We start from the raw sequence: 10,000 nt of genomic DNA on the forward strand, positions 1-10,000 counted from the left end.
CAGATGTTGAGGTCCGGGTCGCCGAGCCAGTCGGTCGGCGACGCGGTGTCCCCGATGATCGCGTTGAGAGCCCCCTGGTCACGGGAGAAGATCAGTCGGGGCCCGCCCGTGCATGCTCCCCTGCCAGGATTCGAACCCGGACAAATGGCACCAAAAGCCACTGTGCTGCCGTTACACCACAGGGGACAGCGAAGCCGATCGACTGGACAGACCGTCAGGTCGTCGACCAGGCAGACAACACTATGCCGTACCACCGGCCTTCGACGCGACGGTTCAGTGCGCCCCGGCGAGGCGCGCTGTGATCCGGGTAGCCCGAAAATGAGGTGCGCCCGCCCGTAGGCTGGATGCCATGACAACGGGGGCATACCGGGAAGGCGCGGGAACAACTACTCGCGGCTATGGGTGGTGGGAACGGCGGCGCAGTGTCGCCCTGGACGTGGGGCTGGCGCTCCTGTCGGCGCTGGAATGCGCACTGGAGGGCGTGGCGTTCGCGGGGGACACCGGGCTGCCGGTGCCCGTCGGGGTGGTGTTCGGCCTGCTCGCCGGGGCCGTTCTGGTGGTGCGGCGGCGCTGGCCGATCGCCGTGGTGCTGGTCGCGATCGCGACGACGCCCGCCGAGATGGGTTTCCTGATGGGCCTGGTCGGCCTCTACACGCTGGCCGCGTCCGACGTACCGCGCCGGATCACCGCGGTGCTGATGGGAATGTCGCTGGCCGGGACGTTCATCGTCACGTACGTACGGCTGCGGCAGAGCGTCTCCGTGCAGTCCGGGGACTTCGGGCCGGGCGACTGGTACGTACCGCTGACGTCCCTCTTCATGTCGCTGGGCCTCACGGCTCCGCCCGTGCTGTTCGGCCTCTACATAGGGGCGCGGCGCCGGCTGATGGAGAGCCTGCGGGAGCGGGCGGACTCACTGGAACGGGAACTGTCGCTGCTCGCCGACCGGGCCGAGGAACGGGCGGAGTGGGCGCGCACGGAGGAGCGGACCCGGATCGCGCGCGAGATGCACGACGTGGTCGCGCACCGGGTCAGCCTGATGGTGGTGCATGCGGCCGCCCTGCAGGCCGTCGCTCCGAAGGACCCGGCTAAGGCGGTACGGAACGCGGCGCTGGTCGGCGACATGGGCCGGCAGGCCCTGACCGAACTGCGGGAGATGCTCGGCGTGCTGCGGACGGGGGATCCGGCGGTGACCCGGGGCGCGAAGGTTCCGCTGGCCGCGGTGGGCGAGGCGGCAGCCGCTGCGGCCGCCGCCGCCACGGAGGACGGGCCGCGGCTGCACGAGGTGGAGACGCTGGTCGGGCAGTCACGGGCGGCCGGGATGACGGTGGAGCTGTCGGTGGACGGCGAGGCGTGCGCGTACGCCCCCGAGGTGGAGCAGACGGCGTACCGGGTGGTGCAGGAGGCCCTGACGAACGTCCACAAGCACGCGGCGGGCGCGAAGACGTGGGTGCGGCTGGCGCACCGGGGCTCGGAAGTCGCGATGCAGGTGGAGAACGGCCCGTCGGACGGCGCCGCGACGGACGCGGGGCTGCCGAGCGGCGGCAACGGCCTGGTGGGGATGCGGGAGCGGGTGCTGGGCCTGGGCGGCGTATTCGTCTCGGGCCCGACGGACGCGGGGGGCTTCCGGGTGTCGGCGGTACTCCCGGCCCGCGGGGCCGCGTAACCCGCCTGCGGTCCCGCCCCGCCCGGCGATGAGGACGCGGCCCTCACCCGCGGGGGAGGCCGTTACCGCCCCCGCCCCGGAACCCGCTCAGCCCGACGTCAGACGCTCCGGCTGGAACCCGCCGACCAGCGTCGCCAGGGCCTGGTCGATGTCCGCGCCCAGGAACCAGTCCCCGGTGTGGTCGATGCTGTACACCCGCCCCTCGGCGTCGATCGCGAGGACCGCCTGCCCGTCCCCCTCCTCGCCCAGTGGGCTGACCTCGGTCTGCAGCGCCCGCCCGAGGTCACCGAGGGTGCGGGCCAGGTGCAGTCCGCTCAGCGGGTCGATCCGCACCGACGCCGGTGCGATCTGCCGGCCCGGCGCGGGCGCTGTGATGTGCAGGCCGCCGAACTCCGCCCACGCCTCCACCGCCGCCGGGAACACTGCGTGCTGATGTCCGGCCGGCGATGTGTGGGCGCGCAGCGCGTCCGCCCACTCCTCCGCCTGCCGGATGTCCCAGCGTCCCGGCTGCCAGCCCGCGGTCCGCAGGGCGGCGTCGACGGCGATGGGAAAGCGGGTGGAGGAGGCGCGGTCCGCATGGGTCGCGCGGTCGCTCTGCTGGGGAAGGTCGGTTCGGTCGTGCATCGGCGCGCGATCAGCCCTTCTCGGCGGCGGTCACCGCGCTGGTGGTGGTGAGGTCGACGGGACGGACGCCGAAATGGGCGAGCATCGCCGTACAGGAGCGGCACGGTGGTGCGTAACTGCCGTGCATCGGGTCGCCGTCCTCGCGGATCCGACGCGCGGTCAGCCGTGAGTGCTTCAGTGCGCGCCGCGCCTCCCCGCTGGTCAGCGGCTTGCGCTGGGCCCGCTTGGACCGGCCGGCCTCCGCGGCGGTGAGCTGCCGCGAAAGCAGGATCGCCTCGGGGCAGCGGCCGGTGAAGCGTTCGCGCTGCCCGCTGGTGAGCGTGTCGAGGAAGTCCTGGACCAACGGGTGCAGTACGGGCGGCTGGTCGCCCTTGCCCGCCGTGCAGGTCAGCGTCTCACCGCGGACGGACAGCGCTGCGGCCACGGCCGGCAGGATGCCGTCGCGGCGTTGGTGGAGACGAGGTGTGCTGCTCGTCCCGGTGCTGCTCCAGTTGAGGCGCGGATCCCCGGATGTGACTGATTGTGCTCTGTGCATGGTGCGAATGTTCCTCCCGTGCAATCCCCCGAGATGCGGTGACAGCCTGCCAAATGTGCCAGTCGGTGAGGAAGCTGGGTCGGTGAAACGTGTCTGCGTGTCGCGGACAGTGGCCTGACCGACGCTCGTCCGTCACTCAGTCGTGACGGTTCGTGACCGAAGGGGAGGGGGTGGCGGAAGTGAACCGGAAGGGCGAGTCCCCCTGTTGCGCCACCGCATAGGCTGTGCCCGGACCGTCCCCATGGGCAGGTCGGTCCTCACCAGACAGACGCAGCAGGGGGCAACCGCCATGACGACAGGTCGGCTCGGGCAGCAAGCCGCGCCACCGAACGCGGCCTACGCCGGGCAGGTCGTGCACTTCCCGGATCCGGTTCGGGCGTCCCGCCACCCCAGAGGTGTGCGCGTGGACGAGAACGGCTGCCCGGTATTCACGCCGTACGCGCGCGCCGCCGCTGAGATCGCCGAGCCTCCGCAGGGTTTCGGCGTCGATGAGCTGCGGCTCACCGACTATGTCTCGGCCAACGCGGCGCTGGCGGCGAGCGGCCACGAACTGTGGGACACGATTCCGGCGGTCGCCACCCCGCACGGCTGGACCTGGCACCACGTGGCGGGCGGCCGGCGGATGGAGCTTGTCCCGGTCGAGGTCAAGGCACTGCTCCGGCACCACGGTGGTCTCGCGACCACCTCGGTCGACCAGAACAAGCGGGGCACGCGTCCGCTGCAGGAGACCCGGCCCGCGCACTTCCGGCTCCCGAAGGGCGCGGTCGCGGTCAGCGAGCAGCAGATCCAGGGCGTCGAGGAGGACCTCGGCTACCGGCTGCCGGGCGCGTACCGCTCGTTCCTGAAGGCGGCCGGCGGCTCGGCCCCGGTCGGTGCGGCGCTCGACGCGGAGCTCGGTCTCCTGGTCGATCAGCCGTTCTTCACGGTGCGCGACGAGGCCGCGGTGAACGACCTGGTGTACGTCAACAAGTGTCTGCGTGACCACCTCACCAAGGACTACCTGGGCGTCGGCTTCGTCCAGGGCGGCCTGCTCGCGGTGAAAGTCCGGGGCAACGGTGTCGGCTCGGTCTGGTTCTGCGCGTACGACGATGCCCGGGACCAGGACGGCTGGAGCGTGCAGGAGCGCGTGGACCGCTTGCTGCTGCCCTGTGGTGCGGACTTCGACGCCTTCCTGCAGCGGCTGGCGGGCAACCCGCCGGAGCTGGAGACCGTGGCGAACCTGATGGTGGACGGCGGCTTCGCGCGGGCCGTCCCGGTGGAGGGGTGAGCGCAATGGTGACCTTTGCACAGGCGCAGGAGCGCGCGGACGAGTGGGTCAACGCAGACGTGCCCGCGTACCAGCACCGCGAGGTGCGGGTCCGCGAGTTCGAGCTGGGCTTCGTGGTGTGGGCCGAGGACCGCGCGGAGGGCCCTGTCTCCGACGGCGGCCGGCAGCGGCTGGTGATAGCCCGCGACAGCGGTGAGGCGACGCTCTGGCCCGGACTGCCGGTGGGCGAGGTGATCCGGCGGTACGAGGAGGAGTACGGCACGGTCGCCGCGGCCCTGGCCCCGGCCCCGGCGCCGTCGGCGCGTGTCGACCTGAATCAGACGTCATTCCTGCTGAGCCCGCCGGAGTGGCTCCAGGAAGCGGCGGACAAGCTCGGGATACCGGACCAGCGGGCGGAGCGCGACGGGAACTCTCCCCCCGCGCCTCCCTCTTCTTCTGCGCCTTCCGCTCCTTCGGCTCCTTCTGTTCCCGCGCAGGCGGCCCCTTCCGGGACACCGTCCGGTGGGCCGCCCTGGCAGGACGCCGGTGCGCAGGACGAGCATGAGCCCACCGCCCCCGACGGCGTTCCGGCCTCCTCGCCGAGCGTGCCCACCGGGGCCACCCCGTGGGCCGGGACCGACACCAACGCGGACTCCGACGACGGGGCGGTCGCGCTGCCAGCCACCGTGTTCGCGCCGCCGCTCTCGGGCTCCGATGACGACGGCACCCCGCCGCCGGGTGTCTCCGCGGAAGCGCCGACCGCGCTGATGTCGGGTGGCAGCCGGCTGCCCCGGACGGCGGTCGTCCCCGGCCTGAACCCACAGGGTCCGGGTGCGCCCGTGCCGGGTGCCCCCGGGGCTCCCGGGAGCGGTGACATCGCCGACGCCACCACCGGTAAGGCCACGATGCCGCCGCGCGGTGCGCGCGCCGGCGGGTCGGCCACTCCGCCGCCGCCCGGCGCCCCCGGCACGCCGGGCGCCAGGCCGGGTGCGCCTGTGCCGCCGCCCTCGGGTCCGGGCGCGCCCGGCGCCCCGGCGGGCGGATACCTGCCGACGCAGCTCGTCTCGCAGGCTGGCCCGCCCGGTACACCTCAGCCCCCCGCGCCTCCCGGACAGCCCGCGCCTCCCGGACCTCCCGGACCTCCTGGGGCGACGCCGCCGCCCGGTGGCGGCTTCGACCACGCCGCGACCATGCTCGCCGACCCGGGCATGGGTGGCCCGAGCGTGCCCAGGCCCCCTGGCCCGCCCGGCGCCCCGCAGCCTCCCGCCCCGCCCGGACCTCCCGGGTCGACTCCGCCTCCGCCCGGTGGCGGAGTGCATCAGGCAGCGACGATGTTCGCCGACCCGGGCATGGGTGGCCCGAGCGCGCCCAGGCCCCCTGGCCCGCCCGGCGCCCCGCAGCCTCCCGCCCCGCCCGGACCTCCCGGGTCGACTCCGCCCCCGCCCGGCGGTGGCGCGCACCATGCCGCCACGATGCTCGCGGGACCTGCCCAGGTCGGCCCGCCGGGTCCGCCTGGCCCGCCCGGGGCCCCCGGCATGCCGCCGGGGGGCGCCCCTGGTCCCGTGCCGCCGAATCCGCACACCCCGCCGCCCCCGGCGTACGGCTATCCGCAGGCGCCGATGGGTCAGCCGACCGTCGGCCCCGGCTACCAGGCCGTGCTGCGCTTCCGTGCGCCCGACGGCAGCGAGCAGCAGCTGATCCGCCGCTCGGCGCCCGGCACCCCGCACCCCGAGTGGCAGATGCTGCACGAGCTGCGGGCCATGAACGTGCCGCCGCAGCAGGTCATCGAGCTCCACACGGAGCTGGAGTCCTGCGAGCTGCCGGGTGGCTACTGTGCGCGGATGATCCGGGAGACCTGGCCGCAGGTGCGGATCACCAGCGTCGCCCCGTACGGCACCGATCACGCCAGCCGCCAGCAGGGCATGCAGCATCTGCTCACCCATCAGGGTGAGCTGCACCAGGTCGCGGACGGTCCGGCGCGCCCGGCGCCGGTGCGGGCCCCGCTGCCGCAGATGCCGCCCGCGATGCCGATCCCGTCGGAGGCCATCGCGGAGGAGCTGATGCAGGCCTTCGGGCCGCAGGGCGTGCTCCGTTTCGACCAGCGCGCGGTGTCCCGCCAGGGCGTGCCCGAGATTGTGGCGCGGACGCTGGTGTGGGCGGGGCTGCCCGCCGACTTCGGGCCGTTCTTCTGGGCGCAGCCGGGTCAGCCTGTGGTGCCGACGCTGGCCGAGCTGGCCGTGCAGCGGCAGGTGCAGCCGGCCACCGACGCGGGGTCGTACCTCGTCGTGGGGTCCGACTTCGGGCGGGCGATCTGTGTCCAGTACGGCACGGCGAACATCGTGGCCGTGCCGGTGGAGGCGGGTCCCGGCGGGCAGCCGGTGCCGCCGCAGTTCGTGAATACCGGCCTGCCGGAGTTCACGCGCTCGATGGCGCTCCTCGGCCGGATGTGGCGGCTCCGCTTCGGCCTCAACCCGGAGCAGGCGGGCCGCTGGACGGTCGACTTCCAGGCGCAGCTGGTGGCACTGGACCCGGCGGCGCTCGCGTCGCCGGAGAGCTGGTGGTCGGTGCTGCTGGAGCAGATGTGGGACGGCCTGATCTGACCTGATCCGACGAACACGAGGCGCCCGGACCCCGCCAGGGGATCCGGGCGCTCTGTTGTATGTGACACCTGTCGCTTCCCCCCGGGAAACCACCGAATGGATTCGGACTTCTCTGCCAATTGCCGCATCCTTGACGTAATTGCTTGGTGGTCGGAGAGTCGGAGAGAGGCTTCAAGGATGAGTGCTGCACCGGTGTCCGCGTACGGCTTCGTCGTGGTGCGAGGACGTGGCTACCGCCCGGAGCAGGTGGACGGAAGAGTGGCCGATCTGTCGGCGGAGCGGACCGAGGCGTGGGAGAGGGCGTCCCGGTTGACCGCGCTGGCGGAGGAGCTGGAGGCCGAGTCGGCACGGCTGGCGGAGGTCGTCGCCACGCTCGCCCCGCAGACGTACGCCTCGCTCGGCGACCGGGCCCAGGAGATCCTGGCGCTCGCCTACGAGGAGGCGCAGACCGTACGTAGCACCGCGCAGGAGGAGGGGCAGGCGCTGTGGGATGCGGCGGACGCGGCGGCACGTAGGTTCCGCGACTCCGCCCGCGCGGACTCCGACGCCCTCCGGTCGGCAGCCGAGGTCCACGCTGACGAGACGGTGGCCGCGGCGCAGCAGAGCGCCGACTCCAGGCTTGCCGCTGCCCGCGCGGAAGCCGAAGAGGAGCGCGACCAGGCGGAGGCCGCGATGGCGGAGACCCGCAGCCGTACCGCGAGCGTGCTGGCCAACCAGGAGCACGAGCACACCGAGCGCTGGAAGGCCGCCGAACGTGAACTGGCGGATGCCGAAGCAGCCCAGGTCGCGCGGCACGACGAGCTGATCGACCGGGCGGAGGCCCGGCTGGCCGAGGAGCGCCGGGCCCTGGCGGAGACCGAGGAGGCGGCGCGGCACGGCCAGGAGGACGCCGAGGCTCAGGCCGCCGCGCTGAGCGCGGCGGCCAGGGTGCGCGAGGACCGGGTGGTCCGGGAGACCGAGCGGATCCTGCGGGAGCACGAGGAGGGCCGCGAGGAGGTGCAGGCGCACATGGCGCACGTACGCAATTCGCTCGCGGCGCTCACCGGGCGTGTGGCGCCCACGGGGAACTGATCCGTAGGCCGCCGGAGGCGGCTCAGGCTGCCTGCCTGTCCTTCGCGCTGCGCAGTGCCGCGCGCATGCTGTCGATGGACTCGGCTCTTGTGCCCTCGTCGCTGTCGGGTGAGCTGTCGCAGTCGCGGCACTCGCGGCAACTGCCGGGCCGGGCGGCGCGGAAGGCGCGTTCGCAGCCGCCCTCGCAGGTCTGCCAGGTCAGGGCTTCCGGCCGGTCCGGCGGTGTGGCCGGATGGGACGTGGCGGGTACGGCGATGGGCTGTTCCCCGAGGCGGTAGGCCAGGATGCGGGACGGGCGGGCCCGGAGCGGGTCGGGGAGATCAAGGGTGAGCGCCCGGGTGATCTCCTCGGCGCCGACGCCCCGTGCGAGCCACTCGGCGACGGCAGGGGCAAGCTCGGCTACTTCGCGCCGGGACAGGATCAGCCTCGGGTTGACGATGCGCAGCGAGGCGAGGATGACGACGGCTTGCGGATCGGCATCGCCGAGAGAGACCGGGGGAGGGGCAACGGCACTGCCCGGGGCGGCAGTTCCGCGGTCGACCTCGGCAGTCTCAGAAGTGCTGGACGCGGCAGCAGCAGCGGCGACGCGAGCCGCAGACTCAGGAGCGGGCCCAGGCCCTGAATCAGGCCCCGGGGAGTCTTGGGCGTCGCCCGTGGACGCGGATCCGGTTTCGGCGTCCGGGGCGGACGCGCCCTCCGCGTCCGGCACGGGCATGTCCTCCGCCGTCGAAGGCTTCCGGGGACGCGGCGGCGGGGTGGGCCGGTCCCCTTGGTCGGGCACGTCGTAGAAGTACGTCCGGGTGTGGATCAGGCCGTTGGCCCCGCGCACCCGGCGGCGTTCCAGATATCCGTCGGCCTCCAGCTCCCGGAGCGCCCGCGAGATCAGGATCTCGCCCTCGGTGAAGTGCGCACACAGCGCGGCGACGCTCACGCGGGCGCCGTCCGGCAACGAGAGGATGTACGCGGCGACGCCGACCGTGACCGCGCTTCCGGGGCGCTGCGCAAGGGCGTTGGCGATCACGGTGAAGTGGGCGGTGAGGCGCGTGCGTACATGAATCACGCCGGAGGTCGGAGCTCCGGCTTCGGCGCGCGGGCGCGCGTTAGACTGCGAATCAGCCATTGGGAAGAGTCTGCTTCCTGGTTGGTCAGGCCCTCGATCGGGATTGCCGTCCCGGCCGGGGGCCGTATTCGTGTGTGAGGTTGTCGCGGCGAACGTAACCGGACCCGCCCGGCATATGCAACCAAGTCACCCGTGCGGGTGACGAGTTGGGAGGGGAGGGAGGGCAGGTGGTTCTTTCCCCAAGTCCTTTGGGGAGGTCCGTGACCCACCGGCCCCTCGGAGACGAGCCCCCGGTGACGCCGGAGCACCGCTCTCGCCCGGGCCCCGGCCGGTCCGGACCCGGTGGCGTGCCGGTGCAGGCAGCCTTCACAGGCGCGGCCCGGACGGTGGGCACGGTGTCCGACCATCCATGAATCGTCCGGTTCGGTGGCCGTAGGTGTCACCGTGCGAACTGTCGCGTTGCCCCCGGGGCTACCGGGTCGGCTTGCCCGCCGGCACGACAGGCGCGCCCGCGTGCTGATCCACCCGATTCGCGATCAGGCACGCCCAGAACGCTCCGCCACTGGCATCCGCGCGCCTGATCGGCGACAACGTGCACAGGACGCAGACAGCACGCATATTGGTAAGAGCTTGCGTGCCTAAATGTCCGTCGTGAGGCGTGACCATCAACGTGTCGCGGTCATTGTCAAATCGAGCGTCGCGCAACAGTCACGTTGGATCAACGCCACGGTTGCGGCGGACCTCCCACGCTGCTGGAGGTAACCCTGCCCCCAGCGTCTGAGAGGAGATGTCATGGCGACGAGCATCCGGAAACGCATCCCACACATCGTCGGCGCGTCTTGCGCAGCTGCGCTGCTCGCTGGGACGGTGGGCGTGACGAGCGCCGAGGCGGCGCCTCAGACAGCGAAGGCTACGGCGGAATCGTCGAGCGCGGCACCAAACGTGGTTTGCAAACACGGTTTCGTCACTGTTCGCACTCCGCAAGGTCCCCGCCGTGTGTGCAAGGCGGATACGACGACACTGCGAAAGGCGAACGTAGTCCAGCGGCAACTGCAGCAGCAGGCAAGACCGCAAACGCGCTTCATAGTCCAGCAGCAGCAACAGCAGCAGCAACAACAGCAGCAGCAGCGGACCGGGCTGCAACAGCAGCAGCAGCAACAGCAACAGCAGCAGCAGCGGACCGGGCTGCAACAGCAGCAGC

General features: G+C 72.6%; 8 protein-coding genes, 1 tRNA gene and 1 pseudogene. 4 read left to right on the forward strand and 6 right to left on the reverse strand.

What is annotated here, in order from left to right; genetic code table 11:
• Together AB0915_RS25050 and AB0915_RS25055 are read right to left on the reverse strand one after the other, a co-directional pair.
• Positions 1-98: pseudogene (locus AB0915_RS25050) on the reverse strand (sugar ABC transporter permease); the annotation flags it as partial.
• Between the two features lie 17 nt (positions 99-115).
• Positions 116-186: transfer RNA gene (locus AB0915_RS25055), tRNA-Gln, on the reverse strand.
• Positions 187-349: 163 nt separating this feature from the next.
• On the opposite strand from AB0915_RS25055, the gene AB0915_RS25060 reads away from it, so the two are divergent.
• The gene (locus AB0915_RS25060) at positions 350-1,663 is read left to right on the forward strand and encodes a histidine kinase (RefSeq protein ID WP_366693208.1); all 1,314 of its coding nucleotides are present in this window, start codon (positions 350-352) and stop codon (positions 1,661-1,663) included.
• Positions 1,664-1,750: 87 nt separating this feature from the next.
• On the opposite strand, the gene AB0915_RS25065 is transcribed toward AB0915_RS25060, so the two are convergent.
• Positions 1,751-2,287, reverse strand: coding sequence for an SUKH-3 domain-containing protein (locus AB0915_RS25065; RefSeq protein ID WP_366693209.1), 537 nt, complete (start codon positions 2,285-2,287; stop codon positions 1,751-1,753).
• Between the two features lie 10 nt (positions 2,288-2,297).
• The gene (locus tag AB0915_RS25070) at positions 2,298-2,822 is read right to left on the reverse strand and encodes a YwqJ-related putative deaminase (RefSeq protein ID WP_366693210.1); all 525 of its coding nucleotides are present in this window, start codon (positions 2,820-2,822) and stop codon (positions 2,298-2,300) included.
• Between the two features lie 289 nt (positions 2,823-3,111).
• Here AB0915_RS25070 and AB0915_RS25075 point away from each other — a divergent pair, with 289 nt between their 5' ends.
• From AB0915_RS25075 to AB0915_RS25085, 3 genes are all read left to right on the forward strand, one after another.
• A complete protein-coding gene (locus tag AB0915_RS25075; RefSeq protein WP_366693211.1) occupies positions 3,112-4,089 on the forward strand; it encodes an SMI1/KNR4 family protein in 978 nt (325 codons plus the stop codon).
• A 5-nt stretch (positions 4,090-4,094) separates the two neighbouring features.
• The gene (locus AB0915_RS25080) at positions 4,095-6,668 is read left to right on the forward strand and encodes an SUKH-4 family immunity protein (RefSeq protein ID WP_366693212.1); all 2,574 of its coding nucleotides are present in this window, start codon (positions 4,095-4,097) and stop codon (positions 6,666-6,668) included.
• 177 nt (positions 6,669-6,845) lie between these two features.
• Positions 6,846-7,739 carry a cellulose-binding protein gene (locus AB0915_RS25085; protein WP_366693213.1) on the forward strand — a complete coding sequence of 298 codons (894 nt, stop codon included), beginning with the start codon at positions 6,846-6,848 and terminating at the stop codon, positions 7,737-7,739.
• 22 nt (positions 7,740-7,761) lie between these two features.
• Here the strand turns inward: AB0915_RS25085 and AB0915_RS25090 are convergent, their stop codons facing one another.
• Together AB0915_RS25090 and AB0915_RS25095 are read right to left on the reverse strand one after the other, a co-directional pair.
• On the reverse strand, positions 7,762-8,859 hold the full coding sequence (locus AB0915_RS25090; protein WP_366693214.1) for a hypothetical protein: 1,098 nt from the start codon (positions 8,857-8,859) through the stop codon (positions 7,762-7,764).
• 648 nt (positions 8,860-9,507) lie between these two features.
• Positions 9,508-10,000: hypothetical protein (locus AB0915_RS25095; protein ID WP_366693215.1), on the reverse strand; the 493-nt coding region annotated here is incomplete at its 5' end.

The organism is Streptomyces sp. NPDC048411 (assembly GCF_040704695.1).
Classification (GTDB): Bacteria; Actinomycetota; Actinomycetes; order Streptomycetales; family Streptomycetaceae; genus Streptomyces.

Bases quoted from the DNA above. Each gene is read 5' to 3' on its own strand.
- AB0915_RS25085 (WP_366693213.1), top strand. From the start codon at position 6,846: ATGAGTGCTGCACCGGTGTCCGCGTACGGCTTCGTCGTGGTGCGAGGA.
- AB0915_RS25060 (WP_366693208.1), top strand. From the start codon at position 350: ATGACAACGGGGGCATACCGGGAAGGCGCGGGAACAACTACTCGCGGC.
- AB0915_RS25070 (WP_366693210.1), bottom strand. From the start codon at position 2,822: ATGCACAGAGCACAATCAGTCACATCCGGGGATCCGCGCCTCAACTGG.
- AB0915_RS25090 (WP_366693214.1), bottom strand. From the start codon at position 8,859: ATGGCTGATTCGCAGTCTAACGCGCGCCCGCGCGCCGAAGCCGGAGCT.
- AB0915_RS25075 (WP_366693211.1), top strand. From the start codon at position 3,112: ATGACGACAGGTCGGCTCGGGCAGCAAGCCGCGCCACCGAACGCGGCC.
- AB0915_RS25080 (WP_366693212.1), top strand. From the start codon at position 4,095: ATGGTGACCTTTGCACAGGCGCAGGAGCGCGCGGACGAGTGGGTCAAC.
- AB0915_RS25065 (WP_366693209.1), bottom strand. From the start codon at position 2,287: ATGCACGACCGAACCGACCTTCCCCAGCAGAGCGACCGCGCGACCCAT.